General features: G+C 42.6%; 15 protein-coding genes. 6 read left to right on the top strand and 9 right to left on the bottom strand.

Translation table 11 applies throughout. The features are described 5' to 3' along the window. Nucleotides 1-5: 5 nt before the first annotated feature. Complete coding sequence (gene tsaB / locus R8P61_27780) at nucleotides 6-719, top strand: tRNA (adenosine(37)-N6)-threonylcarbamoyltransferase complex dimerization subunit type 1 TsaB (GenBank protein ID MDW3650909.1); 714 nt, start codon at nucleotides 6-8, stop codon at nucleotides 717-719. Here the strand turns inward: tsaB and R8P61_27775 are convergent. The 8 genes from R8P61_27775 to R8P61_27740 all read right to left on the bottom strand — a co-directional run bounded on the left by R8P61_27775 (nucleotide 716) and on the right by R8P61_27740 (nucleotide 16,011). Further along, nucleotides 716-3,238 (bottom strand): outer membrane beta-barrel family protein, encoded by a 2,523-nt coding sequence (locus R8P61_27775; protein MDW3650908.1) that lies wholly within the window; start codon nucleotides 3,236-3,238, stop codon nucleotides 716-718. The genes tsaB and R8P61_27775 overlap by 4 nt on opposite strands. A gap of 70 nt (nucleotides 3,239-3,308) precedes the next feature. Further along, nucleotides 3,309-3,899: a sugar transferase gene (locus R8P61_27770; protein ID MDW3650907.1), complete on the bottom strand. Its 591-nt coding sequence runs from the start codon at nucleotides 3,897-3,899 to the stop codon at nucleotides 3,309-3,311. A gap of 141 nt (nucleotides 3,900-4,040) precedes the next feature. Beyond that, entirely contained in the window at nucleotides 4,041-4,667 is a 627-nt protein-coding gene (locus R8P61_27765; protein MDW3650906.1) for a hypothetical protein, read from the bottom strand. Nucleotides 4,668-4,741: 74 nt separating this feature from the next. After that, nucleotides 4,742-5,470 carry a hypothetical protein gene (locus R8P61_27760; GenBank protein ID MDW3650905.1) on the bottom strand — a complete coding sequence of 243 codons (729 nt, stop codon included), beginning with the start codon at nucleotides 5,468-5,470 and terminating at the stop codon, nucleotides 4,742-4,744. A gap of 170 nt (nucleotides 5,471-5,640) precedes the next feature. Then, nucleotides 5,641-6,192 carry a tetratricopeptide repeat protein gene (locus R8P61_27755; GenBank protein MDW3650904.1) on the bottom strand — a complete coding sequence of 184 codons (552 nt, stop codon included), beginning with the start codon at nucleotides 6,190-6,192 and terminating at the stop codon, nucleotides 5,641-5,643. Between the two features lie 114 nt (nucleotides 6,193-6,306). Further along, nucleotides 6,307-8,883: a DNA gyrase/topoisomerase IV subunit A gene (locus R8P61_27750; GenBank protein ID MDW3650903.1), complete on the bottom strand. Its 2,577-nt coding sequence runs from the start codon at nucleotides 8,881-8,883 to the stop codon at nucleotides 6,307-6,309. 166 nt (nucleotides 8,884-9,049) lie between these two features. Further along, nucleotides 9,050-11,614 (bottom strand): adenosylcobalamin-dependent ribonucleoside-diphosphate reductase, encoded by a 2,565-nt coding sequence (locus tag R8P61_27745; protein ID MDW3650902.1) that lies wholly within the window; start codon nucleotides 11,612-11,614, stop codon nucleotides 9,050-9,052. Between the two features lie 161 nt (nucleotides 11,615-11,775). Next, entirely contained in the window at nucleotides 11,776-16,011 is a 4,236-nt protein-coding gene (locus R8P61_27740) for a CUB domain-containing protein (GenBank protein ID MDW3650901.1), read from the bottom strand. Nucleotides 16,012-16,280: 269 nt separating this feature from the next. Between R8P61_27740 and R8P61_27735 the strand changes: the two genes are divergently transcribed. Beyond that, entirely contained in the window at nucleotides 16,281-16,763 is a 483-nt protein-coding gene (locus tag R8P61_27735) for a demethoxyubiquinone hydroxylase family protein (GenBank protein ID MDW3650900.1), read from the top strand. Here the strand turns inward: R8P61_27735 and R8P61_27730 are convergent. Continuing rightward, the gene (locus tag R8P61_27730; GenBank protein MDW3650899.1) at nucleotides 16,760-17,830 is read right to left on the bottom strand and encodes an alanine--glyoxylate aminotransferase family protein; all 1,071 of its coding nucleotides are present in this window, start codon (nucleotides 17,828-17,830) and stop codon (nucleotides 16,760-16,762) included. The two genes, R8P61_27735 and R8P61_27730, sit on opposite strands and share 4 nt — an antisense overlap. Nucleotides 17,831-17,913: 83 nt before the next feature. Here R8P61_27730 and R8P61_27725 point away from each other — a divergent pair, with 83 nt between their 5' ends. The 4 genes from R8P61_27725 (at nucleotide 17,914) to R8P61_27710 (ending at nucleotide 21,834) form a co-directional block, all read left to right on the top strand. Further along, complete coding sequence (locus R8P61_27725; protein ID MDW3650898.1) at nucleotides 17,914-18,810, top strand: TIGR01777 family oxidoreductase; 897 nt, start codon at nucleotides 17,914-17,916, stop codon at nucleotides 18,808-18,810. 79 nt (nucleotides 18,811-18,889) lie between these two features. Beyond that, nucleotides 18,890-19,600 carry a deoxyribose-phosphate aldolase gene (gene deoC / locus R8P61_27720; protein MDW3650897.1) on the top strand — a complete coding sequence of 237 codons (711 nt, stop codon included), beginning with the start codon at nucleotides 18,890-18,892 and terminating at the stop codon, nucleotides 19,598-19,600. 11 nt (nucleotides 19,601-19,611) lie between these two features. Continuing rightward, nucleotides 19,612-20,739, top strand: coding sequence for a hypothetical protein (locus R8P61_27715; GenBank protein ID MDW3650896.1), 1,128 nt, complete (start codon nucleotides 19,612-19,614; stop codon nucleotides 20,737-20,739). Between the two features lie 81 nt (nucleotides 20,740-20,820). Continuing rightward, nucleotides 20,821-21,834 (top strand): hypothetical protein, encoded by a 1,014-nt coding sequence (locus R8P61_27710; protein ID MDW3650895.1) that lies wholly within the window; start codon nucleotides 20,821-20,823, stop codon nucleotides 21,832-21,834. Nucleotides 21,835-22,185 lie beyond the last annotated feature (351 nt).

Genomic DNA, 22,185 nt, shown 5'->3' with positions numbered 1-22,185 from the left:
GTCAGATGAATCAAGCCGATGAAAGGGAAGCGTTAATACTGGCGATTGAGACGGCTACAGCTATTGGCTCAATTGCAGTATTCGAGGGAGAAAAACTCCTGGCTGCGATGGATATGCGCAGGGCCAGAAGTCATGCCCGTTTGCTTATGCCTATGATCGAGCAAATGCTGGACTATCTGGAGATAAAACCTGCTGAACTTTCTGCCATAGGAGTAAGCAAAGGACCGGGTTCTTATACAGGTTTGCGAGTTGGCGTATCTACTGCCAAGGGATTGTGTATGGCTTTGGATAAACCCTTGCTGGCGCTGGGAAGTTTGGATACGTTGGCCCTAAAAGCACAAAAACTGGCACGTGAGCTGGATGCGCTTATCTGCCCTATGCTGGATGCCAGGCGTATGGAAGTCTATTGTGAGGTTTTTGATTCAAATTTGGATTCGCGAATGCCGATTGAGGCAAAAATCATTGAAAATGGCGCTTTTGAAGAGATTTTATCCGAGCATAAAGTGATCTTCCTTGGAGATGGAGCCGCTAAATGCAGGCCTATTTTATCTCAATCTTCAAATGCTATCATCCTCGATAATGGACTTTCCTCTGCAAGTGATATGGGGTCGGCCTTGTATGCAAAATTCCAGAAAAAAGATTTCGAGGATTTGGGAAGTTTCGAGCCATTTTATTTAAAAAGCTTCGTAGCGACTAAATCGAAAAAGAAGTTTTTCTAAAACTCTTTATCCCCAAATTCACTTTTTATCAGCTTTACTTTTTTAGATGCCTGATTGAGACGGTAAGTCAGGCCTACTCTTATTACGTCCACCTCATAAATGTAATTGGTAGTCGTATAAAAATTGTTTCTCAGGGTTGTGATTCTTTGCTCATTGGATTCAAGTATGCCCATGTCGATAAAAGTCCATTGCAAATTGAAACTTAGGCGATTGTTCAAAAAGGATTTGCGAATCGTCAGGCTGGGATTGTAAAAACGGGAATCTTCTCCCTGAGCTGTTACCCTCCGAGAAAGGTAATTGAAGGCTGCCTGAATATCGAAGCTCGAACTGAATTGATAAGAACTACTTGCATTGAAACTAAAGATCGTATTTGAAGTGTTGATCCTTTCTCCAAAGAGATCCCCTTTTATCCGATAATTATAGACATTGCCTCCGAGATATAGGTTCCATTTGGGACTAAGGTGAAAACTACTTCCCATTTCCAGCCCAAATGCCTGGGCATTTCCAGCATTGGTATAGATCCGATTTAGGATGCTGTCGTTGTAAATGCTATTCACCCGATTGATTACATCTCGAACTTTCCGATAATAGAGGCTAAGAAATGCATTATCCTCTCCCCAGTTTTTTACCAAACCGGCTTCAATTTGATTTACGAATTCTGGCAAAAGTTCGGCATCTCCCTGCTCCAGGGTTTCTGAATGCTCTCTTTCAGGGAAAGGAGTCATCTTAAAAGTCGTCGTGCGCTGAATGCGTCTACTGTATCCTCCTTTTAATAAGAAACCATCGCCCAGATCATAGCTGAGGCTAAGGTTGGGGAAAAGGCTCAGGAGATCCAGAGAATATAGGGTATCGGGACTTGCAGTGCGAACTTCTCGATCCATATATTCCAGCCGCAAACCTCCTGAATAGGAAAGTTTATTTTCTTTTCCACTGAACTGATTATAAATGGAATGGATCGTCCTTTTCAATTCAATTCTATTGGTGAAAGTGGGATTGGGAATCCACTCCCCCGTTTGGAGATTCTTATCCAGGTAAATGAAGTCTCCGGGATGGGAAAGGTAGCGATATTGATAACCACTTTCCCAATTCAAATCCCCCCATTTCCTGCTATAATCTGCCTGCAAACGTAGTCCATCCAGGGGATTGTCATTATCATTAACCTGAAGTTGAAGGGTATCCCTCGTATTGGGCCAGGCGAGACTGTTGTTGTCTGTGGGGCCACCTAAAATAGTTCTTTCATACAGGCCCGACAATTTCAGGCTTGAGTTATCCGTAAACTTCAGATCATAGTCCAGGGCGCCAATCAGAAAATCACCTTTCCTCACTCTGAGATTTTCATTGAAGTAGGTTAATTCACTGATTTGCTGACTTCCTTCCAATACCCGCCCCTGAGACTGATAAAGGTCCCAGTAAGCTTGTGGTCCTAAAAAATTTTCTTCCGGGATAAAACTTCTTTGCTGGAAATCATAGAGGATATCTGCCGTTCGGTATTGGGTTCGCTTTCCGGCATATATGCTAGTGGAAATTGACTGCTTTTTAGTTGGGGAATAAACTGCAGAGAAGCGAGCACTATAGGATTCACGATCAAAACTCCTTTCCCCATAGGAAGGAAACTCTGTTAATATTTCATTTTGATAGGTATTCACATAACCAACTCTTCTTCCTCCTATGTCATTCCTTCTGTAATCCAGGCCAGTTGCCAGGTCCCACTTCCCGTTTTTATAATTGATTGTTACATCGGCTCCGTATCTTCGAGCTTGCTCCTTATTGTCATAATCTTCAATACTGGGCAAACCTAGCTGTAGATTTCCCAGAATATAGAGACCATTCAAAGCACTTTGCCGAGTCTGGATGTTGATAATACCTGCCTTACCATCAGGATCGTATTTGGCAGAAGCTGTTGTAATGATCTCAATATTTTCTATCGAATTGGCAGAAATTTGATTGAGAAAAACCAAAGGGTCTCCTTCCAGCCTTTTCCCATTTACCATCAAGATGAAACCACTTGATCCCCGGAGGGAGATATTTCCCAAAGCATCCATGCTCAGGCTGGGAAGATTTTTCAAGAGGTCGCTGGCCGATCCTCCTTGTGCTTGCCTGTATTGATCTGCTGAAAAAATCTGTCGATCTGCCTGGTGAAAACTGGATTTTTTCCGGCCACTGATCTCTATTTCTTCTAATAACAACTCATTGGCTTTCATTTTGAATACCCCCAGATCAAGGCTTTGGCCAGCCTTCACCTCAAAACTGGAAGAATAAGTCGTTTCGTAGCCTAAAAAAGAAATAGCAAGATAAAAACTGCCATTGGGAATGCGTTTGAGGGAAAAATTACCTATAGAATCTGCCAGGGTCCCATCTATCAGATTGCTATCAGGGAGTTGGTATAAGGCGATTTCTGCAAAAGCAAAATTTTGCAAACCCTCTTCATCGCTTATTCTTGCTGAGATTTTTCCGGATTGTGCAACTAGCTCAACTCCTCCATACAGGAGAATTAGTAGTAAGGTAGTTAGTTTATGCATGTAAAAAGGGTTTTGTGAATATAGGATTAAATTATTCACAAAATTTAGTAAGGGGTTCTTTTAGCTATGCTTAATTGGTCCCATCATAGCGGGCAGAGGTCGTAAAATCATTTGCGTGGATATCTTCGCGAATGAGGACTTTCCAAAAAGTCAGAAACATGATCTTGAAGTCCAGCCAAAAGGATCGATTTTCTACATACCACAGGTCATGGGCAAACTTCTGTTTGAAAGAGAGGGCATTCCTTCCATTTATTTGGGCCCAACCGGTGATCCCTGGCAAAACTGCATGACGTTTATGTTCTTTCTCGGTGTAGAGGGGAACGTATTCCATGAGGAGAGGTCTCGGTCCAACCAAACTCATTTCTCCCTTCATGACATTGATCAGTTGGGGTAATTCGTCCAAAGACCAGCTTCGCAGGTATTTCCCTATAAAGGTGAGTCTATCCAGTTGCATATCAAATTCATCCTTACCTGGCTCTACATCATCCATGGTGCTGAATTTGATGAGGAAGAAAGGCTTTTCATTCAAGCCAGGCCTTTGCTGGACAAAAAAGATTCGTTCCTGTGTCAGCCAAAGGCTGATACAGATCAACAAAAAAACCGGACTCAAAAGGATGAGTGCCAGAGATGCAATGATGATATCACGAATTCTATAGGCCAAGAATACAGAGCTTTAAAGAGGGATCAACAGACAGAAATGTTGTTCTTTTTTTGCGAATCCTGCCTTATTAACGCCTCAGTCCTCAATATTACTCAGACTTTGGAGAAAAAAATGTAAAAAATATAAAGAATTGCTACACACTTATCGAAGACTTCCCATTCCGAGGCTAAGTTTGAAGTAAAAGCCATCCGGATTTACAGAAATGGAGTTATCTGTTTGGGTAAGGCCCGTGATGTTCCACATATTGTCGAGGGTACGCATGTATCCCAGACTCACGCCCAGCTCCAATTGATATTTTCCATCAAGGTCCAGGGGTTTGAATTTGCTCAAACTTATCGCAGCATCAAACATCAGTCCTGCCGAATTAAATCTTTCGGGTAAAGGCTCCGTATTGGGACGAGTCTTTAGTATACCCAATCCGCCACCTACTCCAATATTAGGATAAACGAGTAAGGAATTTTCCTGACGGTAGACAACCCAACCGGTACGGAAAATGGCGTAATGATAGGCGATAGAAGCATCCTGATTGGCCAGGTCGCTTTCGCTAATCATATAGTTGTACAATTCACCGCCATAAATGAAACGGCCTCTTTCTTTGTAAAGTCCCAATCCTACAGAAAGCAGGCTGGAAGGCAAAGATGCGTATTCATTGGCAATCAAATTCTGATTTAGCTGATCAAAATTCAGAAAGTTTCCTCCAAACATCGCTCTTCCCCATCCTCCTTTATACTGAATTTTGCTCTGCCCATGCTGTGCCACAGCGGGCAAGGATAGCAGAGTCAGACAAATAGCCAGGCCAATGATCTTTAGGTATGATTGCAGGTTATTGATAAGCGTTCAGTTTATTGTTCTAAAATTTCAACTCCCCCGATATTCTTCCCGCCGTCTTGCGTAAAGTAAAAGCTGTATGTATGTCTCGGTTTGATCGTAAAATTGCTGATTGAGTCCAAAATATTTCCTGAGAAATCATCCCGGAAATAAAAAGTATAAGCTCCCGCATCTATTTGACTAAAGGAGGAATAGTTAAGGAAATTCAGCCTTTCTATCTCTAAACCGCTTTCTTTCGTTTCTAATGTTACCGAAAGTGCATTAAAATTCAAATTCAGGAAGCGCACATTCGAGATATTGCCTACAGGTCGTGCATAATTATCAACGGTCTTAACCAGCAGAGGTTTGCCGAAGCTATCAATTAAACAAATGGTAGAACGACCATCGACACTCAGATTGAGAGATCTGGTAGGAACCACAGAATCCGAAGTATTCGGAAGATAAACATCCATGAATACGATACGATTGCTATCAGAAGTATTGATATTTTCCGGATCTGCACCGGTAAGCAGAGAAGCATATCCTGTAGTAGGCCATGAACGGGTAAAACCCAGATTTTGAGCAATCAGTGAAGATTCGTCAAAGGTTCTGAATTCCAAATCTACCCCCGGCAATTGAGGATTTGCATTGAGAACATGCAAGTAGGTTCTTTCTCTGGGCGGAATCGGATCAAAGCCCGGAGGTTCGCATGCCCAAAAGAGAAGAAAAGGTATGAAGAGCACTAAAAAAGCGTTCTTATTCAAACTCATCAATTTACAATTAATCAACCCATGTGAAGTCGAGCAATATACTAACGCTCGAAATCCCTATTCTTGTATGTAAGTCTCGGTAAAATCCCCTAAATGAATTTCAATCAAATGTAGGGATTTAGATTGGATAAAACAGTGCGAACTTTTCGCTCTCTCTTTCAGTCTTATTCTGACTGCTCCTGATTCCTTTTCTGGATTTCTTCCAGCATTTCTTTCGCAGATTTACCCAAAAACTGCAACTCCACGCTGGCATCGGTAGCCAGCTTATGATTGGGATATTTGGCAATAAAATCTGTATAGATCGATTTCGCCATACTGGTATCCCGTATATAGTTATTGTAGATATAGCCTTTATTGAAGAGGGCAAAAATGGCCCTTTCACTCTCGGGATAATCCGCAATAATTTTATCATTCAAAGCCAAAGCTTTGTCGAGTTGCTGCAAAGTGTTTTGATAAAGACTGGCGGCAAGTGCCAGGTATTCTTCAGACTGAATACTATCTGTATCCTTATTCTCATCCGCATAGCTCTCATAAGTCATAGCCAGTTTCTGGCGACTTTCGTTTAAAACAGCCACATTTTCGCGGCTATTTTGCTTTTCAAGGCTATCTATTTTTTGCTCAAGATCAGCGATTTGAGATTTTAAGCCTTTGGGAGTACTTGGACCAGAGCAGGAAAAAAGCAAGCATACAGCTATTAGGAAGATTCCTTCACGCATAACAATAAAAATTCACAGGTACATTTTCCTTCTCCTCTATGCCATGGAGACATTATCTACGCCACAAAATGATCTGGCGATTAAATTAGTCAATAATTATAAGCTGACAAACAATTAAAATAGTTCGGCCTGTCCATCAGGTTTCAGATCATCTCCTGACCATTCGATAGATTCACCGGATTTCAGGCTTTCTTTTTCTGCTTCTTTCACGACCAACTCTTTCACTGCACTTACCTGCCTTCTATCCAACTTATTCCCCATTGCTTTCCAGCCTTTTACATCGATGAAATCAGCCAGGCTTTTTTCAACCAGCTCTTTGTTTCTTCCTTTACCGACTTTATAGCTAACGTGAGGATTTTCTTTTATCGATGCGAATACCAATTTAGATCCCCCTTCTTCACTGATGAAGGTGAATTTTTTATCCATGGTACTAGTCTCGATTTGGAACCTCTTCACATAATATTCCTTTTGTTTCCCTTCATAGTGGACAGCCGTAAAGACCAGTTCTTTGGAAAGTTTCACGAGGAAACTGACTTTTCCGAGATCATATCTATTGGTGAGCTCGAAATTGCCCAATTCATAGCTTCCATCTTTGTAGATGGTAACGATGCGATCCTCTGTATCAAATTCACCAAGGAAGGTTCCTCTCTCATTTACATTCAGACGACCTACCGTTTCATCATACCATATCTTCCTTCCTCCCAGAGTTGAAGCTCCAACAGATTTTTGGATGATCTTTCTAACTGGATATTTGCTCAGTACGTTTCCTTGAGAAGCCCGGCCTTTGATAGCGAGTGTGGAAAGGTCAAAATCAAAGACTTTCTTTTTGGCTCTACAACTTTGCGTAAGGTTAACTGTAATGACTTCTGATTCACTATTGAGGTGTGCCTGGAAATAGAGCAGTTTTGAGCCCTTATTTCCTTTGGTAACGTCATATTCTCGATCCCGGGTGATAGCCGTTACAGCAAATCTCTTGATGTAATTTTTCCCTTCTTTAGGATCGCGATAGACCGCATGATATACTTTGCGTTCATTCCCTTTCTTCCAGACATCCACATGAATGATATCTTTCCCCACAAAAGCTTTATCCTGCACACGGGTAACCAGGTATTTTCCATCCCCTCTAAAGACGATCACATCGTCCAGGTCTGAACACTCTCTTACAAATTCATCTTTCTTCAAGCCATAGCCTACAAATCCTTCTTTGCGATTGACATACAGTTTTTGATTCGCAACAGCGACCTGAGTAATCTGGATATTGTCGAAAGTCATCAATTCAGCCTTACGTTCTTTATCTTTTCCGTATTTGGCTAAAAGGTCTTCAAAATAAGAAATGGCATATTCTACCAAATTGGCGAGGTGATGCTCAATTTCGGCGATTTGCTCTTCGAGGGAACGAATAAGCTCATCTGCTTTGAAGGCATTGAATTTTGAAATTCGCTTGATGCGTATCTCCGTCAATCTGACGATATCTTCTTCGGTTATCTCCCGATAAAACTGCTTTTTGTAAGGATCTAATCCTTTGTCGATGGTTTCGATAACCGCTTCCCAGGTTTCACACTCCTCGATATCCCGATATATGCGATTTTCAATAAAGATTTTTTCCAAAGATGAGAAGAGTAATTTCTCTTTCAATTCTGAAAGCCGTACTTCCAATTCCAGGCGGAGCAGTTCTTTTGTATGATCCGTGGAAAGATTGAGGATTTCATCGACCGTCAGGAAGTGAGGCGTCTCGTTTATGATGATACAGGCATTGGGAGAGATTGAAACCTCGCAATCTGTAAAAGCATATAGCGCATCAATGGTAACATCCGGAGAAACACCGGAAGGTAAATCAATCTGTATTTCGACTTCAGCTGCTGTATTATCGAGTACTTTTCTGACCTTGATTTTTCCTTTATCATTCGCTTTGATAATGGAGTCAATCAATCCAGTAGTAGTTACTCCATAAGGAATATCTTTGACCAGCAGGGTGCTTTTATCTTTTACTTCTATATTCGCCCGGCACCTGACTTTTCCCCCTCTTTTTCCTCCATTATAATTAGAGGCATCAATCATTCCTCCATTAGGAAAATCGGGCATTAATTTGGTCCGCTTACCTTTCAGGACAGCGATGGAAGCTTTAATAAGTTCCTGAAAATTGTGCGGAAGGATTTTGGTGGAAAGACCTACGGCAATCCCGTCTACTCCCTGTGCAAGCACCATGGGGAATTTTACAGGAAGAGAAACCGGTTCTTTTTTCCTTCCATCATAAGATGCCTGCCAATCCGTGATTTTGGGATTGAAGGAAACCTCCAGCGCAAATTTGGAAAGCCTTGCTTCGATATAACGAGCGGCAGCCGCTCTATCACCTGTACGGGTATCTCCCCAGTTTCCCTGACAATCGATGAGCAGGTCTTTTTGTCCGAGGTTGACCAGGGCATCACCTATGGCAGCATCCCCATGGGGGTGAAACTGCATGGTTTGCCCAATTATATTTGCAACTTTATGGAAACGGCCATCATCCATTTCCTTCATGGCGTGCATAATTCTCCGCTGTACCGGCTTAAACCCATCTTCAATCATAGGTACAGCTCTTTCCAGGATTACATATGAGGCGTAATCGAGGAAATAATCTTTATACATTCCCGCAACAGGTGTACTTACTGCTTCTGATCCATTGTTCTGACCATTTGGGGACTTATCACTCATAGTTTCTCCTTTATATCATCTATAAACGCAACTCTAGTCGCTGATGGTAAAAAAAACTCCTATAATTTCAAAATTTCTACCATCCTATTAGACAGGGAAAGCTTTATGAGCAGTTTCCCGCCCATAAAGCTTTTTTGTGTTAGATTATCTATTGCTTAAAATGCGATTACTCGCATTTTGTATAGCCACAATTCTTACAGGTGAGACATCCTTCCTGATACACGAGGCTATCATGTCCACATTCTGTACAAGCATTTTCAACCGCAGCGGTTCCATCTGCGATAAAACGCTTCAAAGCCCGTACCACTCCGTTCTTCCAGGTGTTGAGATATTCTGCATCCAGGTGCAAAGTACCTACCATGTGTACTACGAATGGCAATGGCATACCATGACGCAATACTCCTGAAATCAGCTTGGCGTAGTTCCAGTATTCTTTGTCAAAGGTCCGTGAAAGTCCTTCGATAGTGATCTTATAACCATCTTTATCTACATACTGGAAATCATAGCGATTGCGTGCCTTTTCGTCTTTACTCTTGATCACCCATCCCTGATCTACCTGAGAAAGGATAGAGAAAGAATCTTCTGCACGTCCGGTAAAGATCTCATAGGGTCTGTCATTGAGCAAGCCAACAACGGCTACCCATTTCTCCAGGTTGTTTTGGAAACGAACTACCTGAGCTTCCAGTTTTTCAGGACGCTTGGGAGCCGTAGTTTCCTGGAACTCACTGGCTTCTTTCTCCTGCTTATTATCAGCGATCAATACACCAGAACGAGATCCATCACGGTAGATGGTGATTCCTTTACAACCCACTTCCCAACCTGTCTCATAGATCTTGGCGACCATTTCCTCAGAGATATCATTGGGTACGTTTACGGTAACACTGATAGAGTGGTCCACCCATTTCTGAATTGCACCTTGCATTTTCACTTTATTCACCCAGTCCACATCGTTAGAAGTGGCTTTAAAGTAGGGTGACCTCTCTATCAAATGAGTTAATTCTTCTTCATCGAGTTTTTCCACTTCTTCGCGGTCAAATCCATTAACCTCTAACCAGGTCAGGAATTTGTGGTGGAATACATGATATTCTTCCCAGGCATCTCCTACTTCATCGACAAAGTCAACCTTTACACTCTTGTCATTAGGATTCACTTTACGACGACGCTTGTAAGAAACCAGGAATACGGGCTCAATACCTGAAGAAGTCTGGGTCATCAGACTAGTGGTTCCTGTAGGAGCTACCGTTAATAAGGCGATATTTCTACGACCATATTTCACCATATCATCATAGAGGCTCTTGTTGGCCTTGCGAAGACGTTTGATGAAAGGGTTGTTCTTTTCTCTCTCGGCATCGAAGATCGGGAAAGCTCCACGATCTTTTGCCATATCAACAGAAGAACGATAGGCATTTACAGCCAGGGTGCGATGTACTTTTTCTGAGAAAGCAAGGGCCTCGTCAGTACCATAGCGGAGATCAAGTGCAGCCAGCATATCACCTTCTGCTGTGATACCTACTCCTGTTCTTCTTCCTTCTCTACACTTGTCTTTTATTTTTTCCCAAAGAATTCTTTCTGTTCGCTTGATTTCTTCTCCTTCAGGATCAGAATTGATCTTCTCCAGAATCTTGTCAATCTTTTCCATTTCAAGATCTACAATGTCGTCCATGATGCGCTGCGCCATGTAAACGTATTTCTTGAACTTTTCGAAGTCAAATTTTGCTTCTGGGGTGAAAGGATTCTCTACGAAACTGTATAAGTTTATTGCTAAGAGTCGGCAGGAATCATACGGACAAAGAGGAATTTCGCCGCATGGATTCGTAGAAACGGTTTTAAAACCAAGATCTGCATAGCAATCGGGGATAGATTCGCGGGTCACGGTATCCCAGAAGAGGATACCTGGTTCAGCAGAAGACCAGGCATTGTGGATGATCTTGTCCCACAAAGCCTTGGCATTGATTTCTTTACTTACCATCGGCTTTTTAGCATCGATGGGATATTGTTGTTTGTACTCTTTTTGTTCTTTGACTGCTTTCATGAAAGCATCGTCGATCCGAACGGATACATTGGCACCGGTAACTTTGGTTCCATCCATTTTGGCATCGATGAAATGCTCAGCATCCGGGTGCTTAACCGAAATAGAAAGCATCAAAGCTCCGCGGCGGCCATCCTGAGCAACCTCGCGGGTAGAATTTGAATAACGCTCCATGAAAGGAACTACTCCGGTAGAACTCAGGGCACTGTTCATAACCGGACTCCCTTTGGGACGGATGTGAGACAGGTCATGTCCTACTCCTCCACGGCGTTTCATCAGTTGTACTTGTTCTTCGTCGATTTTCATCACCCCTCCATAGGAATCAGCAGAACCATCTTGTCCAATCACAAAGCAATTAGACAAAGAAACTACCTGGAACTGGTTGCCGATACCCGTCATCGGTCCTCCCTGAGGAACAATGTACTTGAAGTCTTTTAAGGCTTCATAAATCTCTTCTCTTGAATAGGGTTTGGGGTATTTTTTTTCAATTCTATGTAATTCCGAAGCCAGACGGTTGTGCATGTCTTCTGGTGTGCGATCATATATGTTTCCCCAAGAATCCTTGAGAGCATATTTGTTGATCCATACGTTGGCGGCGAGTTCGTCTCCGTTAAAATAATCAATGGCTTGAGCAAGGACCTCTTCGTAAGAGTATGACGTGAGAGCAGCGTCTTTAGTTTTGTGGGTTTGGGATGGAGTCATAGTTTTATCAAGCGATAAATCGTTCACAGTTATGAAATGGTACAAAAAAAAATTGATTCCAGGTAGGATTCAGAACTACTAGTTTAGCTCCGATGTTGTATTTTTCACAGTTTACTTATTCACAAAAATGTGGATAAGTGTGGAAAACCTTAACAATCAGCTTATTTCAATTTCACATCCTCTTCTTTTAGGCTCGTCCAGGGGCGTTTGCCACTGTTGCCACGATTGATTGAAAGGACGCGGGCTTCGGTATTGCTACGACTATCGCCCCTGATCATTCCGTTTATTCCCAAACTCAGATTGATGCGGGTATCAGGAGCCAATTGGTACATCCTGATATTGTCAAACTGAACCTGGCTATCCCCTACCCTAAGAGAAAGGAAGTTTCCTTTGTCAAAAGCTGGTTTGCTATACTTCCAACTGAGCACTTCCTGATTTTCCAGGTAAGTCGTAATGACTCCCGATTGAGCATCATAGAGAACTTTGATGTCGTACCATTCCAGAGGTTCGAATTGATCCGGTAGTAAGGCAGATCTTTTAGGTCCCGGCATGATATTTTTTTCGGAATGATAAATTTCAACTTTATCGGCTTTGTCTTTGTGATGTCTGAACCAAATCAGGTAAGAATCTCCCCGATTGTCTGCTGCTCCATTTTCACCCTCAAACTGACCTTTCTCCGCCATGAAGTGCAGCCCAAATCGCTTGTTTGATCCCTCTGTTAGAAAACGGGCTCTGAAATGATACAAATAGCTTTGATTGCCTTTTTGATTGACAGGGATGTAAATGTTGCAATTGCTTTCTCCAACATCGCTTTGATACAGAAGTCCATTTTCCTGAGACCATTTTCCTTTAGCTGGTGTCCAATCCTGCGTAAGTCTGCCCGCACTAAAGTCTTCATACAGAAAGCCCAGCTCCTCATTCGCCCGCCATTCTCCTAAACGATTATCTACTGGCAGAAAGAAAGTCTGCCCACTGCTTCCATGCGGGAGTTTAAATGCAATTTCATTGGTATTTGCAGGAGGATCTGAAGGATCTGGCTCAGTAGGTGCTGGCTCCGGATCTGGTTCTGGTTCTGTAGGCTGAGGTTCCGGATCAGGATCTGTTGGCGGAGGTGTTGGATCGGGCTGTGCAGGAGGAGCCGCAATCGTTCCAATCTGAGAAACAGCATCTCCCTCTTTGGACCAACGTATATTTCTATCTACGATCAAGGAATAGACCTGAAATCTGCCATTTCCTTTCAGCATACTTCTACTTCCTTCGTCCACACTCACTTTTACGGATGATGGTCGGGATTTGTACACTCGGATATCGTCATAGCTTACGATGCAGTTTCCACTTCTCAGAGAAATGTACTGCCCGTTTGCCAAAGGATATCGATCTACCCAGGAAGCAGTGAATTTATTGTTCACATATACTTCTATCCGTCCTTTTTTAGGATTGTAAATGACTTTATAATCATAAACCTGGCCGCTTTTAAGCTGAATCTCCTTGCGGATTTTTCTGTCAAACTGATCATTGACAGTTTTGTAGATTTCCACATAGTCCCTTGCCCCATCTCTGATCCAGACAAAATAGGAGTTCCCCCGATCTGGATTTTTAGGCTTATTCGCAAAGAAATGCAGTCCATGACGGAGATTATTCCCATCCCCACTCATTTTCGATTTCCAACTGTATACATATACGTCTCGATCAGTTTGTCTGAGAGCTGTATAAAGATTAGTATTGGAAGGCTTGGTATCCGTTTGGCTCAGGACTCCCTGTTTTACTGACCAACTCCCTGCAACACTCTTCCAATCCTCATTCAGTCCTGCATCAAAACTTTCATTGAAGAAACCGGATTCCGGATGAGAACGATATGCGTCTCCATCTTGCTGAGCAATCGTAAAAAATCTATTTGCCAGACCTCGGCCACTTCTGTCTTTATCATTGAACTTTAGCGTAAAACTCTTGCTGTAAGAAGAAGCTAAATCAGGCTCCGTTCGCGGAGCTGCAGTATGGTAGCTGAGTTTCGGATCAAAGTTGCTATTATCAATAACTACGGGCGGATCTGAAGGAGTAAGGGGAGGATCAGGATCAGTAATAGGTGGTGTTGAAGGGCCTCCTGTATTCCCACCTGTATTTCCATTATCGCTTCCTCCATTGTTGCCAGAATCCGGTGGAGTTCCCGAATTGTTTCCCGTATTATTATTGTTTCCTCCATTGTCTACTATGGGAGGCGAAGGATCAGGCTCTCCTGTATTTCCATTTCCTCCTATGCTTTTCCAACTTGCCAACCATCCTTTGCCCGCACTTCGTTTGTCAGATGTGAATCTCAAAGTCAGGCCATTGCCGGATGAGCGAATGGTGGGAGGAATACTACTCCCCGAATAAGTACCCAGTATTTTTGATTGAGGAGTGAGTCCATCATATATGACCAACTGATCCAGTTCATCTTCCGTATCAAAACTGCTGAAAATCATTTCTACCTTGCCCTTATCCGGAGGGATGATACGGTAGACATAATTTTCGTTATTCCCATATCCGGCAATCTTTCCACCCGAATCATTGAATCTTCCCCGATTCAACCGGATGGTATACTGCTGCGGCTTTGAACCCCGGTGTACATTCGGAGTAATAAAATTTGCCCCAATAAAAGCCGAACTATCTCCATCGCATACCGCAACTGCTTGCCATTGGTAAAATCCATTGGCACTCAATCCGGTGACATTGACATAGTTCCTGCTAGTTCTGTATAAAGTCCAGGTCTTTTCCAGTTTGCGTTTGAGGTAAACCAGGTATTCATCTGCCTGATTATTGGATTTCCAGCTCAGGGTAGCACCCATGGGGAAAATGTTCTTTGCAATCAGATCCCTGGGCGCCGGACAATCCGGATTTTTGGAACGTGCGCTGTACTCAATGTGCCAGCCTTTTTTGTTTACCTGACAATCTGAACGAAATTCCATAAAAACAGCTCCGCTTTTGGCGATGAGCTCTGGAGGAAGATCTTCTCCTGTATATCTGCCCAGAAATTTTCCGTTTACATCCTGTCCATCATAAATGTCCAGGTAATCATAGGGCTTGTCTTTTGTTCCTTCCAATTCAAAACTTTTGAAGGAAAGATTGATGGTAAAAGCATTTTTCGGTTTGATCAGAAAAGTTTTGCGTTCCTGATCTCCGTGGTTTCTACTTGCGCCGCCACTATCATAGATATCTCCTTTTTTGGAGGTGAAAGTCGTAGGCTTGGGCGTCTCATTGATCATACGATAATAGAGGTCCCAATCCCAGAAAGGTCCCGGATCGATATGATTATTTCCCCGAAAGTGCTGGTGCCCTTTTACTTTCCAACAGGTATTTCCTAAGACAGATACTCCATTTGTCGGTGGGCCTCCATAAGTCTGCAAGGTATTGATCTTGCGACGGTGAGCGATGTCATTTACCAGCCTTGCGGAACTCCTGTACATTTCCTGTGTGTACCAGGCAGCTCCGTCTTCGATATAACCTTCATGCTCAATCCCGATAGCTTTCGCATTATCGGTTTTTACGTGAAAGGCTTTGTCATCTTCACAGACCATCTGGGTTACCTGTCCATCAATTGCTCGAATGATATAGTGGGCAGAAACGCGCGCATTTCTATTTCTAAACCAGGCGATTGCACTGGCATAAGATCCTTGTATCGTATGAATGGTAATAAACTCAACCTCTTCTCCTCCTCTCGATCCATAGTTATTTTTATTGGCGGGATTCCAAATGGCGGGTTTATAGTCTGCTTTGCTCTTGGAAACCGTACAATTCGCAGCACGAACTCCAGGTACCGTAAATTCATCTCCATCTATTGATCTTACTCCATCCTTTTCCACTTTTACTTCCGGAGCTTTTAGCACCTTATAATTTTCTTTGCCAAAAATGGATTCAAAATTGAAGAGTTGGCGGGATTTCATTCGCATTCCCACATGAGGATCCTGCATTTCCGTTAGTACGCAATAAAACTGCTGATCACGAGCATAGCGGTTATGGGCAGAGCCATCATCTGGAATTTCGCCTAAAGATTCGACGATTCCCTGGTGAGCAGCTACATTACGAGTAGTTAATCGTTTATTTCTTTGTTCATAGGAATAAGCAGCTGCATAAGCCAGAATCGCAATTCGTGGACTTTCTATGATCTGTTCTTCTGTGTAGGGTGATCTTTCAGCTACCTTTTGCAAACTATTCTCAAAATATCCCTTTCCATCTGCCACCAGCCCCATGATGCTATAATATTGGGGCAGCCCCTGGCAACTTTCCTGATTGGTCAGGTGCTTCATGCGGGTATTGGTGTAGGCCACCGCTTCCAGAAGTCCCTGTGGGACGCTGGGATATTTCTCATAGGCTTCCTCGAAATAGGCAGAATACTCATTCTGCGCGATCAGTCCCTTCTGCATCAGAGAAAGGGAGGAAAAACATATGAATAAAATTACATATATTGCGATGCGTCGTACTAGATATGAAAACTGCGCTTTGAACATGTTTGGGTGCTGTTTTAACCTTCCTAATCCCTGAAAGTACAGGACTCTGGGATATTTTCGCAAGAATAAAGCCGAAAACTTACAAAATCGTAAGATATTGAATAAACCCTATGTGGTTTTTTTAATTTTTAAACTTTCAATATCTTTTGTAAGTTTATAAGTAGATGCCAATTTAAAAGTACTACATGCCGTCTAATATAGATTTAAAAAAGCGTACAGAGTTCTTTATCCGTGATCTTCATGCCAGAGAAAATATGAGACTGGGCTGGTATCGCCAATTCGGGATTGACCAAGAGAAGATCAGGCACCTTAGAGAAAGAAAATCTCGCCATACAGCTTTTCTACACGACCTCCTCAGAAAAAGAGGAATAAGTCCGGCCTGGTACGCACGTTCATTTTACGTACTCGGACATATATTTGGTTTCTTTTCTGCCTTTCTTCCCCTAAAGTTTATGAATAAAATCGAGGATACCCTCGAATTCTGGATTTTAGAGCGCTATAAGAAATATTTACAGGAAATGCACCTGGATGCCTCTTTACGTTCGATGATTGAGTCTTTACAACTCAAAAAACTCAACCATAATGAACCGGCTCCCGATGCTATGGATGTAATCAAGAAATTTATCCAGGAGCAAGAGCAAAAACAATGGTTGGCTGGAGCTAGCTAAGATTGTTCAAGGGCATTTTTCAAGGCCTTTATGACCTCTTCCATGTCTTTCTGTGTAAATAATCCCATATGGGATACCCGAAGGATTATCCCTTTCAATTCACCCTGACCTCCGGAAAGGATGAGTTTATATTCCTTTTCCAAAAACTCCTTGATAGCCGTACTATCTTTTCCTTCAAAGCTAAAGGCAGTCAATGAGTCCGTAGGCCGGCTGGGAAATATCTTTCCTCCCATTTCCTCTATCTCCTTTCTGAAATAGCGAGCGGTCTGTTGTACCCGGTTCCAAATGGCAGGCAAGCTTTCTTCTTCCATATGCTTCATGGCAGCATCCACCCCAAAGAGCAATTGCACAGGTGGAGTAAATGCCGAACTATTCTTTTGAGCAGCTTTGAGGTGATTGTAGAGATTTTGAAAATCGGAAGGATGAGTTTCGCGAAGTTTTTCCTTGCCTTGTGGACTAAAGGCAAAGGCTACCAGGCCAGCCGGATTCATGAGGGCTTTTTGAGAAGCTATCACACTACAATCAATGCCCCAATCATCATGGAAATAAGGCAGGGAGCCGATACTTGTAATTCCATCGACCAGAATGAGGATGTGAGGATATTTTCGTTTAACCTCAAAGGCAATTTCTTCTAAATCCAGTAAAGAGCCTGTTGAAGTTTCAGAATGTGTCAGGATAAGGCCTTGCAAATGCGGATTCTCCTCCAGGCTATCCATAACTTCCTTCAAAGCAGGAGCCTCTCCCCATTCATTTGCCAATTCTTGTACCTCCATCCCCAGGTAGCGGGCATAATCAGCCCAACGCTTACTGAATTTACCATTTGCACTCACTACCAGCCTCTCTCCAGGCTGAAACATGCTATAAATAGCCATTTCCACCCCATAGGTGCCACTTCCCATACAGGCACAGACCTGATGTTCGGTCTGAAAGATGTAGGAAAGACTTTTCAAAAAGCCTTCATAAAAGTCTTCAAATTCCTGACTTCTGTGGTGAATAACCGCTTTGGATAAAGCATCCTGCACAAAATTCGGAACCGGTACTGGCCCAGGACTATATAGTTTAAACATTATTTTATTTGGAAAGTAGGTAATAAATAACAAATATTTGTATAGCCTGAAATTATATATTCTTCATCTGAAAATCCCTAAAAATGTCTGACTCTGGCCTAAATATTTTGATTAGCGGGGGGACCGGATTTATTGGTAAACACCTTGTTCCCAAGCTCACAGAACTGGGGCATACAGTCAGTATACTCAGTCGAAGTGCTCGAGAAAGCAAGGATCGATATATCACCTACCTCAAGTGGAATGGCCAGGAAATGCCTATGGGAATCGGAGTTTATGATGTGATCATAAATCTGGCGGGAGCCAGTATTGCAGAAGGCAAATGGTCAGAGAGCCGTAAAAAAGAAATCCTGGATAGCCGCATTAGTGCAACTGCGGCCTGTGTAAAATATATCAATAGTAGCCCCAAAAAACCCAAAGTATTTATTTCTGCTTCGGCTGTGGGATACTATGGGGTCAAAAACCATGAGGAGATTGATGAGAAAGGAAAAGCCGGGGAGGACTTTGCCGCAAAAGTGTGTAAAGAATGGGAAGAAGAATCGCAAAAAGCGAATTGCAGAACCGTGAACCCTCGGATAGGTATTGTACTAGGGAAAGGCGGGGGTGCCTTGAAGCAATTGATTCCGATCTATAAAGCTTATCTGGGAGGAACCTTGGCTAGTGGAAAGCAGGGCTTTCCCTGGATTCACATAAGCGACATCGTCAAATCCCTGATCTTTTGTATGGAAAATGAAAATATAAATGGTCCGGTAAACCTTGTATCTCCACAAGTAACCGAGCAAAAAACTTTTTCCAATAAGCTCGCTAAAACGCTCAATCGAATCGATCCATTCCCGGCTCCCAAATTTGCACTTCAATTTCTGTTAGGAGAAAGATCTCTTTTGCTTTGGGGTGGGCAGAAAGCCATTCCCCGCGTCCTTCAAAGAGAAAAGTACATATTTGAGTATTCCGAACTTGATCTTGCCCTTCAGGATTTGGTTTAAGGCATAAATTCCTGTCTCGCCGAAGTCATTTCTCCCTCATTCCATTTGAGCTTAAGCTCCTTTCTCGTAACTTCAAATCATGAAAGCCAGGCAAATTGCAGAAATGATTGACCATGCCCTTTTGCACCCTACCCTTACGGAGGCGCAATTGATCTCAGGTATAGAACTGGCAAAAAAGTACCAGGTCGCATCCGTATGTATCAAACCTTATGCGGTACCACTAGCGGCAAAGTTACTGCAAGATTCTCCGGTAAAAGTTTGTACGGTCATCGGCTTTCCACATGGAAATCATTCCAGTGAAGTAAAAGCCTATGAAACTACGGTAGCCATCAAAGAAGGAGCCGAAGAAATTGATATGGTGGTCAATGTAGGCAAAGTTCTGGATGAACATTGGGGCTATGTGAAAGCGGATATAGCAGCGGTTCAACATGTTTGTCAGGCAGAAGGGGTAATCCTGAAAGTAATCTTCGAAAATGCCTTTCTTCCCATCGCTCATCACAAAATTCGTCTCTGTGAGATTTGTAGCGATTTGAAAGTTGATTATGTAAAGACCTCGACAGGCTTTGGCTATGTAAAAGATATAGAGGGAAATATTAGCAGCATCGGGGCATTGGATGAGGACCTGATTCTCATGCGTAAACATAGTGCAGCAGAAGTAAAAATTAAAGCCTCAGGAGGCATACGAAATTTGGAAGATGCCCTGCGCGTTCGAGAACTGGGCGCCAACAGAATCGGTGCATCGGGTACAGAAAAAATTGTAGAAGAAGCGATTAGCAAATTTGGAGCTTAAGTCAATAAGAAGTGAGATTTAAAGATATCATCGGTCAGGAGGAAGCAAAATCACGGGTGTTAGACGCGATCAAAAGTGAGCGACTTGCACACGCCCTGATGCTTGTAGGCCCTGCAGGAGTTGGTCAATTGGGCTTTGCAAATGCCATTGCGCAATTCGCGAATTGCCTTCAACCTGAAGAGAATGACAGTTGTGGCAAATGCAGCAATTGTATCAAGATCAGTAAAGCCATCCATCCGGATGTCCGCTTTATCCTGCCCATTATCTCCAAAACAGAAGGAGGCAAGCGTTATTTGAGTGCTGATTATTATGAGCACTTTCGCGAACCTTTTGCGGCGGATCCCTATTTGAGTTATGCAAAATGGCAAAGAGCACTGGGAGGAGAAAACAAACAGCTCTTTATCAGCGTGCATGAAATCCGGGCGCTCAAAAGAGGTATTTTCCTCAAAGCCTTCGAAGCTCCCTATAAAGTTGTCATCGTCTGGAATGCCGAGCAGATAAATACGGAAGGAGCCAATGCTTTCTTGAAATTATTGGAAGAACCTCCGGATAAAACACTACTGATCCTGACCTGCAGTGATCCTTCAAAACTCCTGACAACTATCAATTCTCGTTGTCAGCGAATTCCCCTTGCCCGGATACAAGCCGAGCAGATCAAAAATTATTTGATGGAGGTAAAAGGAGTGGATGAAAGTGTAGCGGATGAACTCTCCCGCATTGCCGAAGGAAGTATCTCCACTGCCAGTGAGTATATGAGTGAGCATAGCCAGGAGATGGGAGACAGATATGCCAATTGGCTGAGGGCTGTCTATACCGGTCAGTTTGACAAAATTCTCGAGCAAATCGAAAAGATCTATCAGGAAAATAAAGAATTTCAAAAGTTGTTTCTTGAGCTTGCGGTTAAGAAGATGAGAGACTCTTTTCTCTACCAGGTGGGGCTTCCTCAACTCGCTTTAGTGACCGAAGCAGAGAAAGGTTTTCAGGAAAAATTCTCTCAAGTTGTCAATCCTGCTAAAGTAGAACTCATTACCCGGGAACTAGAGGATAGCCACAGATACCTTTCTGGCAATGCAAACGCACAAATGGTATTCACAGACCTTTCTTTGAAGGTTCATCGCATTATGCGATCAAGTATGTAAGGCTTGTAGGGTAATCCTCATTTGCGTATTGAAATTTTTGAAACTCTGCTGTAAACTCGTAGCTAAACTCAAATTAACCTAATGAAACATGCCGTCATACCCTGGATAATCGCAGGAGCTATGGTAGCTTATGTATACGGATTGACCTATCAGGCAAAGAATACCCTCGGCTTCAATCCCAGCTACGAATTCTACGATACCACCTACGTAAAAGTCTTCATTGATGGCCTTGGTGGGCCTCATGAGGTCTTTGGTGAATACAACAATATTCTGGAAGGACAAAAAACCCTGGTCGAAGCCGATAGTATGGCTTCCAATGAGTTTCTCATGTCTTTCGCCGTAAATAGCCCCAGACCCGCCAGGCTGTATATCAATGATGAAGCTCTTGAAGTGCTCCTTATGCCCGGAGACACCTCTTTGAGTGTCAATCTCCACTACTCGCCCCTTAATCGGGAACTCGATTCTCTTCGCTATAAAGGCATGCTCGCAAATATTTGCGATTATTACCTCGAGAAATCAGAGATTTTTGGAGATGTCCATTTGCGGGCCCGGAGAAGTATTCTCGTATCAGAAGACCTAAACGGTTTCGGCCAGCAACTCGACTCCATGGCTATTCGGGAACTCAATTACCTGAACGAAAAAGAAATATTTGGAGACTTGCCGGAATGGTTTGTTCACTTTGAAAGAAATGAGATCCTTTATCAAAAAGGCTATCTCAAATTGGCAAAGGCCTACAATAAAGAAGTCCCGGAAAATTACCTGGATCAACTCAATGTGAATAATCAGGATGCGATGTTTTCCTACTATTATTACCTCTATCTGCAAAACTATTTTAGCCGGGCTTTACTCCAGGGAAAAAATAATCAGGCCGGACAGGAAGAAGAAAATCTGAGACAGGTACTGGAACTCGCCAGTAAAGATTTGAAAGATGGTCCTCATGACGTATTCATCACCCGCCAGATATTCAGCCAATTGAAAAATGCCACTAATTCTGATTTTGCTCATGAACTTTTTGATCTGTACGAAGAAAAATTCAACAGCAAAAAGTATATGCGCTTCCTGAAAACACAGCTGGAGAAAGAAGAAGAGGTTTAATTCGCAATATGTATGGAATTTGCATTTCGCGATTACAGCTTAAATGCCTAAATATCCCTGCTGTTTGCAACCCAAGGAAAAAAATCCTTACTTTAACATAGATAAAATGAACGTTGGGAATTTATAATCGTGAATAGAATCTATTGGATTCATTCGGTAAAAAAACCCGGTTCATCGTTCTTTAAAGCACAACACAAGAGTGTAAACGATTCGATGGTATGATGTGATACCATCTATGATTTGAAGTTTCTTGCTTTCCTTTAGAAAGCTTTATATAAATACGTTACCGGGTTAAGTTAATACCCTAAGCAAGCAAAGCCTTTTCATATGAACTGCTTTATTTGATTTCTG

Source organism: Bacteroidia bacterium (genome assembly GCA_033391075.1).
In the GTDB taxonomy this organism is placed as follows: domain Bacteria; phylum Bacteroidota; class Bacteroidia; order J057; family J057; genus JAWPMV01.
The sequence above is the reverse complement of the archived record's forward strand: the minus strand, read 5'-3'. Positions and strand labels throughout refer to the sequence as shown.